Origin of the sequence: Methylotuvimicrobium buryatense, from assembly GCF_005931095.1 — a bacterium.
In the GTDB taxonomy this organism is placed as follows: domain Bacteria; phylum Pseudomonadota; class Gammaproteobacteria; order Methylococcales; family Methylomonadaceae; genus Methylotuvimicrobium; species Methylotuvimicrobium buryatense.
This window is the reverse complement of sequence record NZ_CP035467.1, coordinates 347,474-365,565: the sequence shown is the minus strand read 5'-3', so window position 1 is coordinate 365,565 and position 18,092 is coordinate 347,474. Positions and strand designations below refer to the sequence as shown.

At 54.4% G+C, this 18,092-nt stretch carries 17 protein-coding genes; 9 read left to right on the top strand and 8 right to left on the bottom strand.

Annotation, left to right across the window (positions count from 1 at the left end):
* Window positions 1-66 precede the first annotated feature (66 nt).
* The 8 genes from EQU24_RS01730 to EQU24_RS01695 all read right to left on the bottom strand — a co-directional run bounded on the left by EQU24_RS01730 (window position 67) and on the right by EQU24_RS01695 (window position 7,102).
* Complete coding sequence (locus EQU24_RS01730; protein ID WP_017841161.1) at window positions 67-540, bottom strand: RES family NAD+ phosphorylase; 474 nt, start codon at window positions 538-540, stop codon at window positions 67-69.
* The gene (gene parS / locus EQU24_RS01725) at window positions 537-986 is read right to left on the bottom strand and encodes a type II RES/Xre toxin-antitoxin system antitoxin (protein WP_017841162.1); all 450 of its coding nucleotides are present in this window, start codon (window positions 984-986) and stop codon (window positions 537-539) included. The genes EQU24_RS01730 and parS overlap by 4 nt, the downstream gene beginning before the upstream one ends.
* A gap of 129 nt (window positions 987-1,115) precedes the next feature.
* Entirely contained in the window at window positions 1,116-2,105 is a 990-nt protein-coding gene (locus EQU24_RS01720; protein WP_138767060.1) for a 1-phosphofructokinase family hexose kinase, read from the bottom strand.
* Between the two features lie 10 nt (window positions 2,106-2,115).
* Window positions 2,116-3,342, bottom strand: a complete 1,227-nt coding sequence (locus tag EQU24_RS01715; protein ID WP_017841164.1) for a beta-ketoacyl-ACP synthase — start codon at window positions 3,340-3,342, stop codon at window positions 2,116-2,118.
* On the bottom strand, window positions 3,336-4,061 hold the full coding sequence (gene fabG, locus EQU24_RS01710) for a 3-oxoacyl-ACP reductase FabG (protein WP_017841165.1): 726 nt from the start codon (window positions 4,059-4,061) through the stop codon (window positions 3,336-3,338). Before fabG ends, EQU24_RS01715 begins: the two co-directional genes overlap by 7 nt.
* 182 nt (window positions 4,062-4,243) lie before the next feature.
* Entirely contained in the window at window positions 4,244-4,684 is a 441-nt protein-coding gene (locus EQU24_RS01705) for a hotdog family protein (RefSeq protein WP_017841166.1), read from the bottom strand.
* Window positions 4,681-5,862, bottom strand: a complete 1,182-nt coding sequence (locus EQU24_RS01700) for a beta-ketoacyl-ACP synthase (protein WP_017841167.1) — start codon at window positions 5,860-5,862, stop codon at window positions 4,681-4,683. Before EQU24_RS01700 ends, EQU24_RS01705 begins: the two co-directional genes overlap by 4 nt.
* Window positions 5,863-5,866: 4 nt before the next feature.
* The gene (locus tag EQU24_RS01695; protein ID WP_017841168.1) at window positions 5,867-7,102 is read right to left on the bottom strand and encodes an NAD(P)/FAD-dependent oxidoreductase; all 1,236 of its coding nucleotides are present in this window, start codon (window positions 7,100-7,102) and stop codon (window positions 5,867-5,869) included.
* Window positions 7,103-8,141: 1,039 nt separating this feature from the next.
* Here EQU24_RS01695 and EQU24_RS01690 point away from each other — a divergent pair.
* From EQU24_RS01690 to cysW, 9 genes are all read left to right on the top strand, one after another.
* Window positions 8,142-8,381, top strand: a complete 240-nt coding sequence (locus EQU24_RS01690; RefSeq protein ID WP_017841169.1) for an acyl carrier protein — start codon at window positions 8,142-8,144, stop codon at window positions 8,379-8,381.
* Window positions 8,378-9,709 carry a hypothetical protein gene (locus tag EQU24_RS01685; RefSeq protein WP_017841170.1) on the top strand — a complete coding sequence of 444 codons (1,332 nt, stop codon included), beginning with the start codon at window positions 8,378-8,380 and terminating at the stop codon, window positions 9,707-9,709. The genes EQU24_RS01690 and EQU24_RS01685 overlap by 4 nt, the downstream gene beginning before the upstream one ends.
* Before the next feature lie 202 nt (window positions 9,710-9,911).
* A complete protein-coding gene (locus EQU24_RS01680) occupies window positions 9,912-11,357 on the top strand; it encodes an amino acid adenylation domain-containing protein (protein WP_017841171.1) in 1,446 nt (481 codons plus the stop codon).
* On the top strand, window positions 11,358-12,434 hold the full coding sequence (locus tag EQU24_RS01675) for an acyl-CoA dehydrogenase family protein (protein WP_017841172.1): 1,077 nt from the start codon (window positions 11,358-11,360) through the stop codon (window positions 12,432-12,434).
* Between the two features lie 601 nt (window positions 12,435-13,035).
* The gene (locus EQU24_RS01670; RefSeq protein ID WP_014146765.1) at window positions 13,036-13,209 is read left to right on the top strand and encodes a YezD family protein; all 174 of its coding nucleotides are present in this window, start codon (window positions 13,036-13,038) and stop codon (window positions 13,207-13,209) included.
* A 103-nt stretch (window positions 13,210-13,312) separates the two neighbouring features.
* On the top strand, window positions 13,313-14,785 hold the full coding sequence (locus EQU24_RS01665) for an alginate export family protein (protein ID WP_017841173.1): 1,473 nt from the start codon (window positions 13,313-13,315) through the stop codon (window positions 14,783-14,785).
* Window positions 14,786-14,806: 21 nt separating this feature from the next.
* Window positions 14,807-15,811, top strand: a complete 1,005-nt coding sequence (locus EQU24_RS01660; protein WP_017841174.1) for a sulfate ABC transporter substrate-binding protein — start codon at window positions 14,807-14,809, stop codon at window positions 15,809-15,811.
* Window positions 15,812-16,369: 558 nt separating this feature from the next.
* On the top strand, window positions 16,370-17,197 hold the full coding sequence (gene cysT, locus EQU24_RS01655; RefSeq protein WP_017841175.1) for a sulfate ABC transporter permease subunit CysT: 828 nt from the start codon (window positions 16,370-16,372) through the stop codon (window positions 17,195-17,197).
* An 11-nt stretch (window positions 17,198-17,208) separates the two neighbouring features.
* On the top strand, window positions 17,209-18,075 hold the full coding sequence (gene cysW, locus EQU24_RS01650; protein WP_017841176.1) for a sulfate ABC transporter permease subunit CysW: 867 nt from the start codon (window positions 17,209-17,211) through the stop codon (window positions 18,073-18,075).
* The last annotated feature ends 17 nt before the right edge of the window (window positions 18,076-18,092 follow it).

The following is an 18,092-nucleotide window of genomic DNA, read 5'->3' as shown; positions in this document are numbered from 1 at the left end:
AAAATCTTTGACAAGCAATTGCTCAAATCGGTGCTCTGTCAAGCTTCGTAAAAGGGTTTTCGCCAATCATGACGAGAAAAGTCGTCGGTCGGGCTCAAAATCGAGCAGGCGCGCGTGCTTAACGACATCGGCAAAGGCACGATGTTTCGTGTTGACGATGAAGTTCCATTCCCGGGGTACAATGACGCTCGGCATCGCTAAAGCCAGCCCGCCGCCTTCGATCAACCACGCATCGCCGATCGCGGCGGTTTCCGGCGGCGCCGGCTCGTCGCGCCAACAGGTCGGTAATTTTTCGGCGTCGAGATAGTGGACGTCCTGTTTCGGCAATTGCAGCTCGAACAGCGCGTAATACGTCAAAAATTGCTGCTTGTCGAGATGAACCAGTATTTCCAGTATCGCAAGCGATTCGGAGCCGGCCAGATAGACGCAAGGCTTGCCTCGGCTGTTCCACCGCCCCCCGTAACGTTTCGCGCCCTCGCCGTCGAAAGCGCTGTCGATCCATTTTTGTTTGACGATTCGATAGGCTTTGATGCCGCTCAAACGAGCACTCCATGTTCGAGCCGGCCGATCAAATCCATGGCCGCCTCAGTCTCGGCGGTCGTCGCCAACATGTCGACCGGCCGGCGCCCGCCCAATCCGAGCGCGGGTTTATGTAGCCATTCGCGCGCCGCATCCAGATCGCCTTCGAACAATTCGGCCGCCGCACCCAAGAGCTCTACCAGACGATAAAGCCGATCGCTCTCCTGTTGATTGAAACGACCCGCTTTGGCGCGCCGCTGTAATGTCGACGGCGCTATCGAAGCACATTTGGCTAAATCTTTTTTGTCCAGTCCGGTAAGCTCCGCGAGTTTTCCGTAAACGCTGAACGACAACCCTTTGTGCAAAGCATCGTGAAGTTTCGCGCCGCGCGCAGGCATCCCGATCAAATGCCATACATCGCGCCGTTCATTGAATTCAGACTCGTAAATCTTCAAGGCTTCCGACATCTCGGCTTCTCCTATTGCATAATGAGTTTCATGGGTTACGTAAAGCTTTCAGGCTATATAAAGCATTTTGTCCACGAAAAACACAAAAATCACGAAAACATTCAATCACTGCACCTTACAAACCATTGGTTAATTTGGGATATTTCGTGATTTTAGTGGACTAAATACTGAATTTAGAGTCAGTATATCCTCAACCACGACACGCGAGGCAATTGAGTTAAGCCGGGCCGACTCGAACCGCCCCGGTTCCGGCGCAAACAAATTGGATGTACCGCAAGCCACGCCCAGTTTCAACGCGGCCTCCGCATCCAGACCTTGCTCCGCCGCGACCGCCAAACCGGCCACCAGCGCATCGCCGCAGCCGACGCGACTGACGATTCGTTCCGGCGCTGTATTCAGATAAGCCGATACCGCCATGTTCTCGCCGACGGCAATGCAGCCGTGCTCGCCCCTTGAGACATAAACCCGTTGAATGCCTTGACCGACCAGTTCCTTGGCAGCTTCGGCGATACTGCGTTCGTCCGGCAAGGACTTACCGAGCAAGGCTTCGAGCTCTTGTTGATTCGGTTTGATCGCATCAGGCTTGGCTTCGATGCCGAGACTCAAGCCGGAGCCGCTGGCATCCAAAAACGTCGTCACCCCGCGCTCGCGACAGACCTTGATGAGGCTACGATAGAAATCGTTTGGCGCTCCGGGCGGCAGACTGCCGGAAATGATAACGATAGCGCCGGGCTCGGCATGAGATTCGACGGTTTCGCATAAGCGGCGGCAATCATCTTCCGTAACGCTAAACCCTGCGGTTCGTATATGGGTTTCCCGGCCGCTCGCCGAATCATGCAGCGTAATGTTGGTGCGCGTCTTGCCGGAGACCACTGTCAAATCGGTTGTGAGCCGCTCGGTTTGCAAGGCATGAAACGCGTCGACCGACCGGGCTCCCGCAAAGCCCAGACATAAAACCTCACTACCCTGCGACTCGATAGCCTTCGCGACATTGATGCCTTTTCCGCAGGCGAATTCGGCGCTACGACTGGCCGACAGCGTTTCGCCAAGCGCAAAACTTTCGACTTCGAGCAATAAATCGATCGCCGTATTGGCGGTCACGGTCATGAGTTTCGCCATGGCCTGCCACTCAAACCCGCTTGAAAATTAATGAGGTATTGATGCCGCCGAAGGCGAAATTATTACTCATCAAATAGTCGCATTCCAGCTTACGCATAGCCCCTTGAATATAATCGAGCTCCGCGCATTTAGGGTCTATAGCGTCCAAATTTGCGGTTGGATGAAACCAGCCTTCGTTCATCATCCGGACCGCCGCCCAGGCTTCGATCGAGCCGCAAGCGCCGAGGGTATGGCCGGTATAACTTTTCATTGAGCTGATCGGGATCTTGCTGCCCAATACGGCTGCCGTAGCATGACTTTCGGCGATGTCGCCCAACTCGGTCGCGGTGCCGTGCGCGCTGACATAACCGATTGCCGCAGGATCCAGACCCGAGTCTTGCAGCGCCAATTGCATTGCGACCTGCATGCTCGCGCTGTCCGGTTGCGTGACATGCAAACCGTCGCAATTGGTGCCGAAACCGACGATCTCGGCATGAATCGTCGCCCCGCGGCTTAAGGCATGTTCGCGCTCTTCCAGAATGAAGGTGCCGCCGCCTTCGCCGATGACCAGGCCGTCGCGGTCACGGTCGAACGGGCGCGGCGATTTATCCGGTTCGTCGTTGCGCAGACTGGTCGCGAACAAGGTATCGAATACCGCCGCTTGCGAGGCGGACAATTCGTCGCTGCCGCCGGCGATCATCACGGTTTGCTGTCCGTGTTTAATCGCTTCGTAGGCATAACCGATGCCCTGGCTGCTCGATGTGCAGGCGCTCGAGGTCGGAATGATGCGGCCGTTGACGCCGAAATGCAGACTGATATTGACCGGGCAGGTATGCCCCATCATGCGGATATAGGATGTCGCGTTCAAGCCGCCCTTGTCGAAATTCAGCAGCATCTTGGTAAAGTCGATCAAGCCGTCGAAACTACCGGACGAACTGCCGTAAGAAACTCCGGTACGGCCGCTTTTCAAAACCGGATCATTCAGCAAACCGGCATCCTGCAAGGCCAGTTCGGTGGCATAGGTCGCCAGCATCGCGACCCGGCCCATGCCGCGCACTTGTTTGCGCGAATAATGCGCGGGCCGCGTGAAATCGACCGGCCCGCCGAGCCGGGTATTCAAGCCGTTGTATTTATCCCAATCGTCCATACGGCGAATGCCGGTGTTTTGCGCTTTCAGATTAACCGCGACCGTCGCCCAATCGTTGCCGATAGGCGTGATCGCGGCCATGCCCGTTACCACGACGCGTTTCATCAGCATAGCCCTCCGTTAACCGAAATCACCTGCCTGGTGATATATGCGGCTTCCTCTGACATTAAAAAACCGACCGTGGCCGCGACTTCATCGGCCGAACCGACCCGACGCATCGGAATCATTTTTTTGATTTCCTCGAGCGGCAACTCGTCGAGCATTTCGGTATCGATCAAGCCCGGCGCGACGCAATTGACCGTGATATTGCGTTTAGCCAGTTCCAACGCCAACGCCTTGGTCGCGCCGATGATGCCGGCCTTCGCGGCGCTGTAGTTGACCTGGCCGCGATTGCCGATCAGGCCCGAAACCGACGACAGCGTGACGATACGGCCGGGTTTGCGCCGCCTGATCATCGGCATAATCAGAGGATTCAGTACGTTATAAAAACCGTCCAGATTGGTATGCACGACACTGTCCCATTCCTCGCCGGTCAAAGCCGGAAAGGCATTGTCGCAAGTCACGCCGGCATTACAGACCACGCCGTAATAAGCGCCGTGTTCGTCGATATCTTGCTCGATCGCCGCACTGCATTGCTTGCGGTCCGCCAAATCGAATTGCAAAATGCGGGCTGCCCGACCGATGGCCTTAATTTCCTGCGCAACTTGCTCGGCCTCGCTTCGGCGGCTGCGGCAATGCACGACTACATCGTAACCCTTGCGCGCCAGATACAAAGCGATCGCCTTGCCGATGCCCCGGCTGGAGCCCGTCACTAAAACTGTTTCATTCATGCTGTTTCTTTAGTAAGTGTCCAAAATTTATTTCCCGATTTGGCTAGTATCAGGTAACGCTGGAAGAAGTGTGCGCGGCATGGACGCCGCGCCCAAGCCTATAGGGATATATTCACGGCGTCTTCTGGAAGCGTTACCTGATACTGGCCGATAAAACCGGGTAATTATTTTGAAACAATTACTTAGTTTGTGATGACCCGATTGATTGCCGTATCGGGTTGATAAACACTCAGTTTGGCCGAAATTTCCACGCCGTCGCCGGTCACTCGGCAATCGAACACGCCCAAGCCTTGATCCTGTATAAGGCGCTTGACCGTCACGACCAGCACCGCCCCGGCGTTAAGCCGGCTCACATTGCAATGATAACGCCGCGTACCCAATAAAAAGCCGGGATTGAGCGGTTTTCCGGCCAAACGGCACATCAAGCCGCCATGTGCCGCCACCGTTTGCGCCATGTATTCGATACCCAACCAAGCCGGAACGCCGGTGTTGTCGCCGAACAGACCGTCGCCGCGCACGGTTACTTGCGCACTCATCGACTCGTCGTCGTAGGTCAACACATGATCCAACAACATCATCTTGCCGGCATGCGGCAATAATTGCTCTATCGAATAAGCAATCATACACGCGACACGACAATCGAAATATTATTGCCGCCGAAAGCGAAAGAATTGCTCTGGCAATGTTCGATACGCCTGCCTAAAACTTGCCCCGCCTGCACTAAATTCAAGGACGGCAACGAGTCGTCCAACGCATCGCCGTTGACGTTCGGCGGCAATGCGCCCTCTTCATCATCGCTATTCAGCAGCAGCCAACACAGACCCAGCTCGAGTGCGCCGGCCGCGCCTAAGGCGTGCCCGGTCATGCCTTTGGTCGAACTGGCCGCGACCGAACGGCCGAAAACTTCGACGACCGCCGCGCTTTCCATCGCATCGTTCAACGGCGTGGCCGTGCCATGTAGATTAATATAGTCTATTTGCTCGGCGGTCATCCGGGCTTCGATCAATGCCGTTTGCATCGCCGTCACCACGGCCGCGCCGCCGGGGTCGGGCGCGGAAAAATGATACGCATCGCTGCTGGCACCGATTCCGCCGAGTCGCACGGGGCCTTCGTCCCGGCTCAAGATGAACAAGGCTGCGGCTTCCGATAAATTGATGCCGTCCCGGTGCCGTCCGAAAGGCTTGCACAAACCCGCCGATACCGACTCCAATGCAGCGAAACCGTTCACGGTGAAGCGGCACAGACTATCCGCGCCGCCGACGATGACGGCATCGCAAATATCCAACTCGATCAATCTTCGGGCCGAAGCGAAAGCCCGGCCGCTGGAAGAACAAGCCGTCGATACCGAATAGGCCGGTCCTTTCAAATCGAGCCGATGCGCCAAAAAATCGGCTCCGCCGGCCAATTGCTGTTGCTTGTAATGAAATCCGGACGGCTTTTCGAGACCGCCGGCGACCGCGGCAATCGCCAGCTCGGTAGTTCTTACGCCGGAAGTGCTGGTGCCGATCACCACGCCGATTCGATCCGTGCGGTATTTCCGTTTGATGCGGTCAACGCCCGCTTGAATTTGATTCAAGGCCGCGAGTAACAATCGATTGTTTTTGCAATCATAAACGCTGTATCGTTTTTCGATTTCAGGTAGTTCGGCACGAATCTCGCCGACATAAAACGGCTTACTCGGCGAATATTCATCGGTCTCGATCAAGCCGGAACGGTCTCCCGCCAGCAGTCTCGACAACATTTCGGCGCCATTGCCGCCGGCCGCCGATAGGATGCCGAGATCATTGAGATACAGCGTCATTTTCTCAAGGCTCGCGACACAATTCGACCAGGGTCTTCAACCGAGGTTCGGAGTTTTTGACATACGGATTGTTTTCATCCCAAACATAGCCGGCCAGAATCGAACAAATCATCGCTTTGATATTGGGCTGCTGCTGTTGATAAAGCACCACATCCTGTAAACCGCCGTCATACCATGAGCTGACAAAGGCGCGGAAGGTGTCGACGCCTTTTTGCAAGGGCTCGGCAAACTCCTTTTGCCAATCGACCGCAATGCCGCCGAGTTGCCGGTCCACTACCTCGGCGGCGAGACTTGCCGATTTCATCGCGATCGTGACGCCCGAGGAAAAAACCGGATCGAGAAACTCGCCGGCATTACCCAATAGCGCGTAGCCTTTGCCGTGCAGCCGCTTGACGTTGGCGCTGTAACCGCCGATGCTGTTGACCGGCGTGTCGAACACGGCATTATGCAGCAGCGCCGACAAGCCCGGCTCGGCGTCGACGAATTGCTTCAGCACCGCTTGCGGGTCGCGCTCCGGAACCTTGAGAATCTTCGCTTCGCCGACCACGCCGAGACTGCAACGCCCATTGCTGAACGGAATCAGCCAATACCAGACATCGGTCAATTCGGGATGCACGATGATGCGAATTTTGTTGCGATCGTAGCGCGGATCGTCGATTCTGTCTTCGATATGCGTGAACACGGCCTGTCGCACCGGAAAACCGGACGGTTTTTCCAAATCCAACAAACGCGGCAACACCCGCCCGAAACCGCTGGCATCGAGCACGAAATCGGCGGTCATGCGGTAGCGGTCTTCGCTGTCCCTATCCTTGACCGTCAACACCGGCTGCTCGCCGCTGAAGTCGGCCTCGACGACTTCCTGACGCCAGCGGATGTCCACGCCCATACGTTGCGCCTCGGCGGCTAGCAGCGCATCGAAGCGGTCGCGCTGAACTTGATAGGTCGAATCGAAGCCGGACGTGAATTTGTCGGCGAACCAGAATTCGCAGTGCTTGCCTTGAAATAAAAACGCCGCACCGTCCTTCAATTGAAAACCGGCATTGCGCACGGCATCGAGCATGCCGGCCTGTTCGATGAACTCCATGCATTGCGGCAGTAGGCTTTCGCCGATGCTGAAGCGCGGAAAAGCATCCCGCTCCAAGATCACAGCCCGGTATCCTTTGTTATTGAGCAATGCCGCGGCGATGCTGCCCGCAGGGCCCGCTCCGATAATAACGATATTGCCTTTTTCAGCCCTCATGCGAACCCGCCTGTTTTGCCATTGCTAACCTGTTTAAATGTTTCTCGAAATATTCATGCGCGAACTTTGTCCGCACGCTAATCGGTCATTGAATTAAAGCGGGCCACCCCTAAGCCGGACAAGGGTTGTAACCCATATACATCAAGCTAAACGCTGCTCCCCACCTCTGCTAAATCGCTATTGTTCGGAACGGATGAGAACCATTGTAATAAATCGCTGCTTTAGTTAATGGCTTCGCTATCACAATCGTACCTGCGCTCAAACAAAGCGATGGGTTTCCGCTTCGCTGCTACCCTACGGAGCACTGCCATTAAGTTAAGGTAAGCCCGTCATTCCGCCATGGACTGGCGGAATCCAGTGCCATGGATGGCAGGCTTTTGAGGCACATTCGAGCCTGAATGCCAACATTACTTATTCTGTTGAGGCTTAACTTAGGATTTAGCCGTAAATAACATCCCTATTTTAAGGAGGTTTCGGTTGCTCGATTGGCAGGTGTCGGCGCCAGGGATAGCCGCCGTCAAGCCTACACGGACGTATTCACGGCGTGCTGCCAAGCGAGTGACCGAACCTTCAACAAGGCTAATAGTTCCAGGACGTTATTTATCACGAAATCCTTAATGGCAGTGATCCTACGGCGTCGTAAGTTTGATAGGCCGCTAATGTAGGATGGGTAGAGCGGAGCGAAACCCAATCATGGAACTATGACCAAGGCAAATCAAAACGTTTGGGGCGGGTTAAATAACCCGCCCCGCGTGATTTCTAACACTCAATCCTAAAAGCTATCGCCCTTTTCCGTGACTCTACTTGCCTTAATCGGCTATCATTTAACCAACGAATTATACCTTAGAAACGAACATGAAATAACTTATTCAAATGTTGGAAGGGGGCTCAGTGGCCCGATTGACAGGTGTCGGCGACAAGGATAGCCGCCGTCAAGCCTACATGGACGTATTCACGGCGTCCTGTCAGGCGAGCCACCGAACCTCCTCAAAACATCCTGTTTCGAGAAGTTATTTTGTGCATATTCCTTACCACAGTCATGAAAAAAAAATTGCGCGACTTTATCTTTCAAGAGCTCGTTTTCGTCGCCGAGCCGAATCAATTCGGCGACGACGACGATTTGCTCGAAGCGGGCCTGGACAGCATGGGCATCATGCGCTTGATTATGTACATCGAAAACGAATTCGGCGTCACCTTGCCCGATACCGAAATCGAACCGGACAATGTGCAATCCTTTAATGCATTGGAACGTTGGATCTTAAGGCATAAAAACGCATGAGCATCGATAAGTCCGCCATTTTGGAAAGGCTGAATCCGGCCGACAGCTTCACGCTGGCGATGGACGAGGAAATCCGCCGAGACGGCTTGGCCGGCAGTTTGGCGTGTTACGGATTGGAACTCGCCAATATTCCGGATATCGACGCATTACAACAGCGAATCGACGAATTCGGTCGGCGTTTTCCGGTAGCCCGCGCCAGCCTGAGTCAAATCGGCAAACGTTTCTATTGGTGCAAGCGCTCCGATCCGCCCGACTTGTTTTTTCAGCATCATTGCCCGACCGGCGCGGATGAAGCAGAATTCCGGCACGCCACGCTCGACCGGATCATGAACGAAAAGCAGCCTCGGGAAAGCGTCGCTCCGCTCGAGTTTCATCTCTTAACCGGCCCGTCCGAAAACGTTTTTCTGATGCGTTGGCTGCATCCTTTCTGCGATGCGCGCGGCGCGGATCTGATCATCAAATATCTGTGTACCGCCGATGCCGAACAACGTCAACGCTTCGGCCATCCCGAAACCAGTCCGCTGGTATTCGAACAGTTACGTAAATACCGCTGGTGGCAAAAAATTTCGCTATTGCTGAAAGGCAAACGCTATATCGACAGGCTGGATAGACTGAGCAGCATTCAACCGTTGCGCCACGAACAACCGCCGCAACGCCTCGAGTTCGCGGTTCGCAGGCTCAGCGAGGAACAAACCGAACGGATCGTCAAACTGGCCAGGCAACAGGTCGGCTTAACCGGCACCAGTCTTTATTACATCGGCTGTCTGATGCGCGCCCTCGAAAAATGGCGTCCCGACAGTCCAGGCGAGGCTTATTGCGTGCCTTATGCATTCAATTTGCGCAAACAGCGCGCCTTATCGCCGGTCAACGGTAATCATCTCAGCGCGTTGTTCGCACAGGCGCCTCGGGAAGTCGTCAAGGACCGGCAAAAACTGTTCGAACATCTGAAACAACAAAACGCCCAAGTGATTCGTCAACAAGAAGACTATGCCTTTCTGCCGCTGATGTGGGCCGGCAGTTGGCTGTCGCTGGCCGAATACGGCAAGGTCTTGCGCCTTTCTTACGGTTCCGGTCGGGAGCGCAGTTCATTCTGGTTTTCCGATATCGGCCGTCTGGATCTTCCGGCGGACAGTTTCCCCGGCGCCGAAATCACCGACGTGTTCCATGCCTGCCAAGTCACGTCACCGCCGTCGCTGGCTTTTCTGAACTGTATTTTCCGCAATCGTTTGACCTTGAGCTATAACTATATCGAACCGATAGCCGATGCCGAAGCCATTGATGCATTGCACCGGCTGATGCTGGCGGAACTGCTGGGAGAGACGGATTGAATCGTTTTAAGGATTTGGTCGTAAATAACCTCCTTATTTTAGGGAGGGTTCGGTTGCTCGATTGGCAGGTGTCGGCGGCAGGGAAAGCCGCCGTCAAGCCTACAAGGACGTATTCACGGCGTCCTGCCAAGCGAATTAGCGTACCCTCAACAAAGCTCATAGTTCCAGGTCGTTATTTATTACGAAATCCTAATTCTCGATCATGCCCCTACTGACAGCATTCGACCGGCAATGCCGAAACGCACCGGATCGCCCGGCGTTGATTGAAGGCGAACGTCGACTGAGTTACCGCGAAGTCATGCTTAACTCTGAGCGCCTTGCCGCCCATTTAGCCGCGCGGATCGAGCCCGGCGCTCGCGTCGCGCTAGCCTTGGACCGAGGTATCGATGCGATCATAGCGATTCTGTCGGTCCTGCGTTGCGGCGCGTGCTACATCCCGCTGGACATCAAAAATCCGGCTCGACGCTTGCGCTTCATCGTCAACGACGCGGTTGTTCACTGCATCATCGGCCGCGGAAACCCGCCCGATTGGCTCGACACGCCGGCGCTTTGGCTCGATATCGACCGACTGCCCGAGTCTGCCCAATCGTTCTATCCTCCCGCTGCCATCGACCCCGAAGCCTTGGCGGCGATTCTGTATACCTCCGGGTCGACCGGCACGCCGAAGGGCGTCGCGCTGAGTCATCGCGCGTTGCATAATTTCGCCGATTGGGCGACACTCACGTTCAAGCTCAAAGCCGACGACCGTATCGCTTCGTTGGCGCCTTTTTATTTCGATTTGTCCGTATTCGATATATTCAGCAGCCTGAGCGCCGGCGCTAGCGTTAATTTCGTGCCGGCCGGCCTGACCTTGTCGCCCAGCCGCCTGACGGCCTGGCTGCTTGAGCAGCGCATCACCGTGTTTTACACGGTGCCCTCTTTGCTCGGCTTCATCGCGCTAAAGGGCGGATTGACCGAACAGCCGTTGCCGGATTTAACTACGCTACTGTTCGCCGGAGAAGTATTTCCGACGCCGCAATTGAAAAAACTCTGCGAACTTTTGCCCGAAACCGATTTTTACAATCTCTACGGCCCGACCGAAACCAATGTCTGTTGTTATTGGCCGGTCGATCGGGCTCGACTCGACGGCGATCAACCGATACCGATCGGCCATCCTGCTTGCGCTTCGGAATTGAAGATTGACGCGGAATCCTCCGAATTGCTGGTAAATAGCGTGAACAATCTGTCCGGTTATTGGCGTCAAGGCCGGCTGACCGAAGCCCTGGAAGACGGCGGCTATTACCGGACCGGCGACAAAGTCTCGTTGAACAAGCGCGGCGAATACTGCTATCACGGCCGCCTCGACCGCATGCTCAAATGTTCCGGTTACCGGGTGGAACCTGCCGAAATCGAAGCGCTGATCCTGCAATGTCCGGAAGTCGCCGGTTGCGCCGTAGTCGGCATCGAAGACAGCACTAGCGGCCAACGCCCCGCCGCCGCGCTGGTGCTACATCCCGACGGCCAATTGAACGGCATTGTCAAGACTATCAAGCAAGCGCTGCCGGCCTACATGCAGCCGTGCCGGCTCAGCGTGATGGATGCCTTGCCTCTACTGGACAACGGCAAGACCGATTATCAAACCTTGCAACGCCAACTGGAGCGACACTGAATGGATATCGGCAATCTACCCGCCGCCGGCGGAAGCCAAGCCGCACGGGCGCGTTTTCGTCATTGCGCCGGTTTCGGCCTATTGAAACATGCCGTGCCGCAAAACCGCGGCGGTCACGGCAACCATTTCGCCGATCTCGTGCAGGCCCATGAACAACTTGGCAAAGCCTGCCAGGACCCTGGCTTGTTGTTATCGATCAACGCCCATCTGTGGGGCACGGTTTTTCCGCTGTTGAACTACGGCAATACCGAGCAACAGGCGACTTATCTAAATGACCTGCTCGAAGGCAAACGCATCGGCGGTCATGCGATTACAGAACCCCAGGCCGGCTCCGACCTCACTGCGTTGACAATGACTGCGGAGCAGACCGATGCCGGATTCACATTGAACGGACATAAACGCTTCATCACCAATACGCCGATCGCAGACTTACTGGTCGTTTATGCGAGATCCGGCACGCGATTGTCCGCCTTCATCGTGCACGCCGACGACCCCGGCGCCGCCTTTCTCGACACGCCGCAAGTCTCCGGCTGCAAAAACGCCACGATGGGCGATGTTCGTCTTGACGATTGCCGGATTCCTCTCGACCGGCAACTGGGCAAGACCGGTGCCGGCAACATGATGATTCAGCAAGCGCTGGAGTTGGAACGGGCCTTCATTTTTGCCGGCATCCGCGGCGTGATGGAGCGGCAATTGGAAGGCGTGATTCGGTTCAGCCGGGAACGCAGAGTCAACGGCGCGCATCTAGGCAAAAACCAGGCGATCGGTCATAAAATCGCAGATATGAAAACCCGACTGGATACGATTCGGCTTTGGGTAAACGAGTGCGCGCGCCTGAAAGATCGAAAGCAACGCATCACGCTGGCCAGCGCGCAGACCAAGTTATTCGCCGCCGAAGCCTTTCTGCAATCGAGCCTGGACGCGGCGCATATTTTCGGCGCAAACGGCTTGCTCGAAGGCGGTCAACAGCTCGAACGAATCCAGGATGCCCTTGCTAGCCGGCTATTCTCCGGCTCGTCCGAAATTCAGAAAAACATCATCGCTGCTTTATTAGGTACGGGTGACGGTTATCAATAAATCTGTCATTCCGCAGATCCCAAGGGTCATATATTAGTTCGGCTACTCATTAACGCGGGACAGTTTAAGGTTAATCCGTTCGTGTTGAGCCCTTCGGCAGCGCCCCCTGCTGCCGACATCCTCGCTAGCCACACCCCATACCTTCATTAAAATTTGCTAACTTTTGAATATAAAGGGAGTAGTGCTTTTGTCCCACCTTAAGTGGGAAGCCTATGAGCTCCATTTATCCAAAAAAACATTTCACTATGAAGAATATATAGTTAATTCAACAACTTGTTATGTTTTTGCATAGAACTTTCACTCGCCCAAGAGGTTAACGAGAACGCCTAGGTAATATCTTGAAAATCTTCAGGAACTTCATATGCTTCATGGTTAAACTACCGAATTTAGGTTTATCGATGACTCATTTCCAACTATCTCTCCTCCTTCGTTAGCCTTGTATCAACTTGCCGAATAATGGCGTCGCCTCTATATTCAAATATCTAATAATTAGATATAAAAATCTAATTATATCGTTTCATTTGTTTCTGCTATTTCATTAACATTCGCACAACACCAATTCAGCACATCAACACAGAATTAAGTGAAGCGCGGAAATTGTATGAATAAACCATTAGATCTTGATTTATTAAAACTGGATAACCATCAGGAAATCGCTGCACACATCATATCGATTTTGCAGACGATTCGTTTCGGCTCGATTGAGATTGTGGTGCACGACGGCCGCATCGTGCAAATCGACCGGCACGAAAAATTTCGGATCAAAACTAGATAAAACAAACGCTTAATCCACCGAGCCATCGGCGATAGATCATAAAATTTAGCGGTTGCCTGACCGGAACACCGGAAGTGGCTGTATTTTCAAGGGGGAATAAACCATGTCGATTTATAGAAAGACTGCCGGATGGCTCGTGGCCGGCAGTTTATTGATTCATCCGGCTCAGCATGCTGTGGCCAAAACGGACGAGCAGCCAAGCAGCTATTATATAGAACCGGGGAGCTACGGAACCAAACGCGAAACCGACCCGCCCGACTATGTCCGCAATCTCAGTAAAACCGGAATAAAAGGTACGGAAGATATCACTTGGCTGGATGTCGGTCTCGATTACCGGATGCGCTATGAACGCCGTGAAAACGACGTGCGCCGCCGTCCTAGCCGCAGTTTGGACGAGCCTATTTTACTCCGAACCCGCGCCTATCTCGGGATCAAAGAAATTCTGGACCCGTTGCGCGCCGTCGCCGAATTCGAAGATGCGCGCCGCTATAACAGCCAGTTTGACCGCGATAACCGCGACATCAACGAATTCGAACTGATTCAAGGCTATATGGAGCTGCATTTCAAGGATGCACTGGGTTACGACGATCGCGGCAATGCCAGACCCGCCTTCATTCGTGCGGGGCGCATGGCGTTCGAATTTTTGGACAGGCGCTTGATCGGCTTGAACAAATGGCGCAACACCACCAATACTTTTCAAGGTTTTCGCGCCAGTCTGGGAGAAGACGCCAACGATTGGGCACTCGATTTACTGGCCCTGCAACCGTTGACCCGACTGATGACCGATTTCGACAAACCGAACCAAGATCAGTGGTTTTCTGCGGCGATCGGTCACTGGCGCAAATGGTCCGATATCGTGACTATCGAGCCTTATTACATGGCGCTTAGACAAGATGCGAGTCCCGGCAACCGCAACCGCGCGCGGGATATTCACGCCACAGGGTTGCGCTTGTCCGGCTGGGTAAGCGATACCGGCATCGATTACGATCTGACCGGCACCTATCAATTCGGCCGCGACGACGGACGGCAACATGATGCCTATATGGTCACCGCAGAAGTCGGTTACACCTTCTTGGAGCACCCATGGAAACCTCGGATCAGCGCATTTTACGGTCATGTCACTGGGGACAAAGACCCCAACGACAACAAAAACAACCGTTTCGAACGCTTCTTCGGCTTCGCCAGACCCTGGTCATCGGATGATTACATGATCCCTGAAAACGTGATCGCACCCAAGGTCAAAATCGAATTCGAGCCTATCAAGGGGCTAAAACTCGACGGCGGTTACAGCGCCTTCTGGCTGGAGAGTAATACCGACCGTTTTAACAACCTGTTAGACGGCAGCAGTTTCAATCGCGACCCGACCGGCAATAGCGGCGACTTTTTAGGCCACGGTCTCGATTTCCGCGCCCGCTACAACATAACGCCTTATATTGCCGCCAACGTCGGTTATACCCATTTCACGAACGGTGAATTTACCAAAAACCGACAAGTGGCCGCCAATGGCACGAAATCGAACCAATCGGACTTTATCTATGTGGAATTGTCGTTCAACGCACTCGATATTTTCAAATAACCCTCGAAACCAGGAACACTTATGAAACCTCAAAAATGGCTCAAAACCGCCCTGCTCGCGGCAGGATTATTAAGCGCTACCGGCGCATTTGCCGACCGAACGTTGCTGAACATCTCCTACGACCCGACCCGAGAGCTGTATCAGGCGTTCAATAAAGCATTCATCGCCGATTGGAAAACCAAGACCGGCGAGACGGTGACGATACAACAGTCGCACGGCGGCGCAGGCAAACAGGCGCGCGCGGTCATCGACGGTTTGGAAGGCGATGTGTTGACGCTGGCCTTGTCGTACGACATCGACCAGATTGCCGAAATTTCCGGGAAGCTCGATAAAGACTGGCAAAAGCGCCTGCCGAACAATAGCGCGCCCTATACCTCGACGATCGTATTTCTGGTGCGCAAGGGCAACCCCAAAGGCATCAAGGATTGGGACGATTTAATCAAGGACGGCGTTGCCGTGATTACGCCGAACCCGAAAACTTCCGGCGGCGCCCGTTACAACTATCTAGCCGCCTGGGCCTTCGCTGAAAAAAAATACGGTAACCCGGAGGCCGCCAAGGATTTCGTCAACAAACTGTTTAAAAACGTACCGATTCTGGATTCCGGCGCGCGCGGCTCGACGACCACCTTCGTACAACGCCGCATCGGCGATGTCTTGCTGGCCTGGGAAAACGAAGCCTTTCTGGCTATCGATCAATACGGCACCGATCAATTCGAAATCGTCGTGCCGCCGATCAGCATTTTGGCTGAAACACCGGTCACGGTCGTGGACAAGACCGTCGAGAAACGCGGTACCCGTGACTTGGCTGAAGCTTATTTGAATTACTTGTACTCGCCGGTCGGGCAAAAACTGGCGGCCCGATATTATTACCGCCCATTCCAACCGGAACACGCCGACCCAAAAGATTTGGAGCGCTTCCCGAAATTGGAACGGCTTTCCGTGGATGAATTCTTCGGCGGCTGGCATAAGGCACAGGCCGAGCACTTCGATGACGGCGGCACCTTCGATCAAATCTATGCACCGTAATATCCACATCGCTCACACGGAGGATCTTGGAGACCAGAAAGTTCTCGCACGGAGGCGCAGAGTTTTTCCTCATCCCCTCCGCTCCAGCCTGGGAATGCATACCGCTATTACCTCGACAACCAAATTATGGATTCCCACGGGGAGACCGTGGGAACCAGAAACAAACGTGCTGAACAAAGATTATCGAATATCTGGGGATAGTGCTGTTTGATAAATCTGCGGATATTGAAAGTCAGTGGCTTCGATAATCGCGACGAAGGCGTCGCTCCCACAAGGGTTCCGAATGTTCTGTGGGAGCGATCCCCTGATCGCGATTTCGAAGCCGGGAAAGTTAGGAGACTATAAATGGTATCGAGCCCACATTAGCTATGATGGCATGACGGTAATACACGATTTATGTCTAACGATGAGTGTTCTGCGTGGGAATGCTAGAGCTTGCGGAAATGGTTTCCCAAACCGGAGTTTGGGAAACAGCAATACCCGACCGCTTTATCGTCACAAAGAACGGATGAGAGATATCACACCGCTGTTTTTTGCAATTTATTAAAGGCTACCGAAATGCCACAAAGCCATATTATGCCGGGGTTTCGCCCCACACTCGGGTTTACGCTGTTTTATCTGGCGTTGATCGTGCTGATTCCCTTGAGTGCACTGGTGTTCAAAAGTATGCAGCTCAGCCTGGATCAATACGGGGACATACTGACCAATGCCCGGGTTCAGGCTTCGTTCCGGGTCAGTTTTGTTTCAGCGTTGATTGCGGCCGGTATCGCCGCGCTGTTCGGCTTTATCATCGCCTGGACCCTGGTGCGCTATCCGTTTCCCGGCAAGCGCCTATTCGACGCCTTGATCGATCTGCCGTTCGCGCTGCCCACCGCCGTTGCCGGCATCGTGTTGGCGGCGATCTACGAGCCTAATGGCTGGATCGGTCGTATCGTCATGGACACGCTGGGCGTGCAAATCGCCTATAAGCCCCTTGGTATCGTGTTTGCGCTGATTTTTATCGGACTACCGTTTGTCGTGCGTACAGTCGAACCGGTGCTGCAGGAATTCGACACGGCAATGGAGGAAGCGGCCGCGAGCCTAGGCGCCAATCGTCTGCAGACTTTCATCCGAATCATTCTGCCCAATATCCTGCCGGCAACACTGACCGGTTTCGCACTGGCCTTCGCGCGCGGAGTCGGCGAGTACGGCTCGGTCATTTTCATCGCCGGCAACATGCCTTATGTGTCCGAAATCGTGCCGCTGCTGATCATCACGAAGCTGGAGCAATACGACTATGCCGGCGCGACCGCGATCGGACTGACCATGCTGGTCATTTCGTTTTTATTGTTATTACTGGTCAACGCGCTGCAATGGTGGGTACGCCGCCGCAGCGGCCAACTCTGAGAGACGCTCAAATGAATACAGTGACTGCAACTCATGCATACCAACCTAAACCGATCGCGCTAAACGATCCGGGCTGGGTTCGCTTTGGACTGATAGGCGTAACCTTGGCGATTATCGGGCTGTTCTTGATCCTGCCGCTGGCGACCGTACTGATCGAAGCCTTCAGCAAAGGCTGGACGGCATACAGCGACAGCCTGGCTCACCCCGACACCCTAGCGGCAATACGGCTGACACTGTTGACCGCCGCAGTGACCGTGCCGCTAACAACTTTTTTCGGCATTTGCGCGGCGTGGGCCATCGCCCGTTTCGAGTTTCGCGGTAAAAGTTTATTGATCACGCTGATCGACCTGCCGTTCTCGGTGTCGCCGGTCATCGCCGGTTTGATCTTCGTGCTGGTATTCGGCGCTCAAGGCTGGCTAGGCCCATGGCTGTCCGAATACGATATCAAGGTCATCTTCGCGGTGCCCGGCATCATTCTAGCGACTTTGTTCGTGACCTTTCCGTTCGTCGCCCGCGAGTTGATCCCATTGATGCAGGAAATGGGGCATGAAGAGGAAGAAGCCGCTTTATCGCTGGGCGCCAGCGGTTGGCAAACTTTTTTTAAAGTTACCCTTCCCAATATCAAATGGGGGCTGCTGTACGGCGTACTACTCTGTAATGCCCGGGCGATGGGCGAGTTCGGCGCGGTGTCGGTGGTTTCCGGCCATATTCGAGGGCTGACCAATACTCTGCCGCTGCATGTCGAAATTACCTACAACGAATACGACTTCGTCGGCTCGTTCGCCAGCGCCTCGCTGCTGGCAGGCTTGGCGGTGGTTACCTTGATTGTGAAAACCTATTTGGAATGGCGGCAAAAGCAGGATAGGAAGGCGGTATAAACTGCTTTCATCACTCC

Excerpts from the sequence above, each read along its gene's own strand:
- parS (WP_017841162.1), bottom strand. The coding sequence starts at position 986 with ATGTCGGAAGCCTTGAAGATTTACGAGTCTGAATTCAATGAACGGCGC.
- EQU24_RS01720 (WP_138767060.1), bottom strand. The coding sequence starts at position 2,105 with ATGGCGAAACTCATGACCGTGACCGCCAATACGGCGATCGATTTATTG.
- EQU24_RS01715 (WP_017841164.1), bottom strand. The coding sequence starts at position 3,342 with ATGCTGATGAAACGCGTCGTGGTAACGGGCATGGCCGCGATCACGCCT.
- fabG (WP_017841165.1), bottom strand. The coding sequence starts at position 4,061 with ATGAATGAAACAGTTTTAGTGACGGGCTCCAGCCGGGGCATCGGCAAG.
- EQU24_RS01705 (WP_017841166.1), bottom strand. The coding sequence starts at position 4,684 with ATGATTGCTTATTCGATAGAGCAATTATTGCCGCATGCCGGCAAGATG.
- EQU24_RS01700 (WP_017841167.1), bottom strand. The coding sequence starts at position 5,862 with ATGACGCTGTATCTCAATGATCTCGGCATCCTATCGGCGGCCGGCGGC.
- EQU24_RS01695 (WP_017841168.1), bottom strand. The coding sequence starts at position 7,102 with ATGAGGGCTGAAAAAGGCAATATCGTTATTATCGGAGCGGGCCCTGCG.
- EQU24_RS01690 (WP_017841169.1), top strand. The coding sequence starts at position 8,142 with ATGAAAAAAAAATTGCGCGACTTTATCTTTCAAGAGCTCGTTTTCGTC.
- EQU24_RS01685 (WP_017841170.1), top strand. The coding sequence starts at position 8,378 with ATGAGCATCGATAAGTCCGCCATTTTGGAAAGGCTGAATCCGGCCGAC.
- EQU24_RS01680 (WP_017841171.1), top strand. The coding sequence starts at position 9,912 with ATGCCCCTACTGACAGCATTCGACCGGCAATGCCGAAACGCACCGGAT.
- EQU24_RS01675 (WP_017841172.1), top strand. The coding sequence starts at position 11,358 with ATGGATATCGGCAATCTACCCGCCGCCGGCGGAAGCCAAGCCGCACGG.
- EQU24_RS01670 (WP_014146765.1), top strand. The coding sequence starts at position 13,036 with ATGAATAAACCATTAGATCTTGATTTATTAAAACTGGATAACCATCAG.
- EQU24_RS01665 (WP_017841173.1), top strand. The coding sequence starts at position 13,313 with ATGTCGATTTATAGAAAGACTGCCGGATGGCTCGTGGCCGGCAGTTTA.
- EQU24_RS01660 (WP_017841174.1), top strand. The coding sequence starts at position 14,807 with ATGAAACCTCAAAAATGGCTCAAAACCGCCCTGCTCGCGGCAGGATTA.
- cysT (WP_017841175.1), top strand. The coding sequence starts at position 16,370 with ATGCCACAAAGCCATATTATGCCGGGGTTTCGCCCCACACTCGGGTTT.
- cysW (WP_017841176.1), top strand. The coding sequence starts at position 17,209 with ATGAATACAGTGACTGCAACTCATGCATACCAACCTAAACCGATCGCG.